General features: G+C 52.0%; 1 rRNA gene. It reads left to right on the plus strand.

Annotated elements, in window-relative coordinates:
* Positions 1–2,434, plus strand: a 23S ribosomal RNA gene (locus F0228_RS25575); the annotation flags it as partial.

A 2,434-nucleotide genomic window follows, 5' to 3' on the forward strand; every position in this document is an offset into this window, starting at 1 on the left:
ATCAGTGAAAACGAGTAGGGCGGGACACGTGATATCCTGTCTGAATATGGGGGGACCATCCTCCAAGGCTAAATACTACTGACTGACCGATAGTGAACCAGTACCGTGAGGGAAAGGCGAAAAGAACCCCTGTGAGGGGAGTGAAATAGAACCTGAAACCGTGTACGTACAAGCAGTAGGAGCACCTTCGTGGTGTGACTGCGTACCTTTTGTATAATGGGTCAGCGACTTAATTTTAGTAGCAAGGTTAACCGTTTAGGGGAGCCGTAGGGAAACCGAGTCTTAACTGGGCGTACAGTTGCTAGGATTAGACCCGAAACCAGGTGATCTAGCCATGGGCAGGTTGAAGGTTGAGTAACATCAACTGGAGGACCGAACCGACTAATGTTGAAAAATTAGCGGATGACTTGTGGCTAGGGGTGAAAGGCCAATCAAACCTGGAGATAGCTGGTTCTCCCCGAAAGCTATTTAGGTAGCGCCTCGGACGAATACTACTGGGGGTAGAGCACTGTTAAGGCTAGGGGGTCATCCCGACTTACCAACCCTTTGCAAACTCCGAATACCAGTAAGTACTATCCGGGAGACACACGGCGGGTGCTAACGTCCGTCGTGGAGAGGGAAACAACCCAGACCGCCAGCTAAGGTCCCAAAGTATAGCTAAGTGGGAAACGATGTGGGAAGGCTCAGACAGCCAGGATGTTGGCTTAGAAGCAGCCATCATTTAAAGAAAGCGTAATAGCTCACTGGTCGAGTCGGCCTGCGCGGAAGATGTAACGGGGCTAAGCTATACACCGAAGCTGCGGCTACGTACTTATGTGCGTGGGGTAGGGGAGCGTTCTGTAAGCCGTTGAAGGTGGTCTGTAAGGGCTGCTGGAGGTATCAGAAGTGCGAATGCTGACATGAGTAACGATAAAGGGAGTGAAAAACTCCCTCGCCGGAAGACCAAGGGTTCCTGTCCAACGTTAATCGGGGCAGGGTAAGTCGACCCCTAAGGCGAGGCCGAAAGGCGTAGTCGATGGGAAACGGGTTAATATTCCCGTACTTCTTACAATTGCGATGGGGGGACGGAGAAGGCTAGGTGGGCCTGGCGACGGTTGTCCAGGTTCAAGTACGTAGGCGGAAGAATTAGGTAAATCCGGTTCTTCTTAACGCTGAGATACGATGTCGAGCTACTACGGTAGTGAAGTCATTGATGCCATGCTTCCAGGAAAAGCCTCTAAGCTTCAGATTGTAAGGAATCGTACCCCAAACCGACACAGGTGGTCGGGTAGAGAATACCAAGGCGCTTGAGAGAACTCGGGTGAAGGAACTAGGCAAAATGGTACCGTAACTTCGGGAGAAGGTACGCTCTTATCAGTGAAGTCCCTTGCGGATGGAGCAGACGAGAGTCGCAGATACCAGGTGGCTGCAACTGTTTATTAAAAACACAGCACTGTGCAAAATCGTAAGATGACGTATACGGTGTGACGCCTGCCCGGTGCCGGAAGGTTAATTGATGGGGTTAGACTTCGGTCGAAGCTCTTGATCGAAGCCCCGGTAAACGGCGGCCGTAACTATAACGGTCCTAAGGTAGCGAAATTCCTTGTCGGGTAAGTTCCGACCTGCACGAATGGCGTAATGATGGCCACGCTGTCTCCACCCGAGACTCAGTGAAATTGAAATCGCTGTGAAGATGCAGTGTACCCGCGGCTAGACGGAAAGACCCCGTGAACCTTTACTACAGCTTGGCACTGAACATTGAACCTACATGTGTAGGATAGGTGGGAGACTTTGAAACCGCGTCGCTAGATGTGGTGGAGTCGTCCTTGAAATACCACCCTTGTAGTTTTGATGTTCTAACGTTGGTCCCTGAATCGGGATTACGGACAGTGCCTGGTGGGTAGTTTGACTGGGGCGGTCTCCTCCCAAAGAGTAACGGAGGAGCACGAAGGTGGGCTAAACACGGTTGGACATCGTGTGGTTAGTGCAATGGCATAAGCCCGCTTGACTGCGAGAATGACAATTCGAGCAGGTGCGAAAGCAGGTCATAGTGATCCGGTGGTTCTGAATGGAAGGGCCATCGCTCAACGGATAAAAGGTACTCCGGGGATAACAGGCTGATACCGCCCAAGAGTTCATATCGACGGCGGTGTTTGGCACCTCGATGTCGGCTCATCACATCCTGGGGCTGAAGTCGGTCCCAAGGGTATGGCTGTTCGCCATTTAAAGTGGTACGCGAGCTGGGTTTAGAACGTCGTGAGACAGTTCGGTCCCTATCTGCCGTGGGCGTTGGAAAATTGAAGGGGGCTGCTCCTAGTACGAGAGGACCGGAGTGGACGAACCTCTGGTGTTCGGGTTGTCATGCCAATGGCATTGCCCGGTAGCTAAGTTCGGAATCGATAACCGCTGAAAGCATCTAAGCGGGAAGCGAGCCCTGAGATGAGTTTTCCCTGAC

The organism is Vibrio sp. 99K-1, from assembly GCF_013114585.1.
GTDB classification, from domain to species: domain Bacteria; phylum Pseudomonadota; class Gammaproteobacteria; order Enterobacterales; family Vibrionaceae; genus Vibrio; species Vibrio chagasii_B.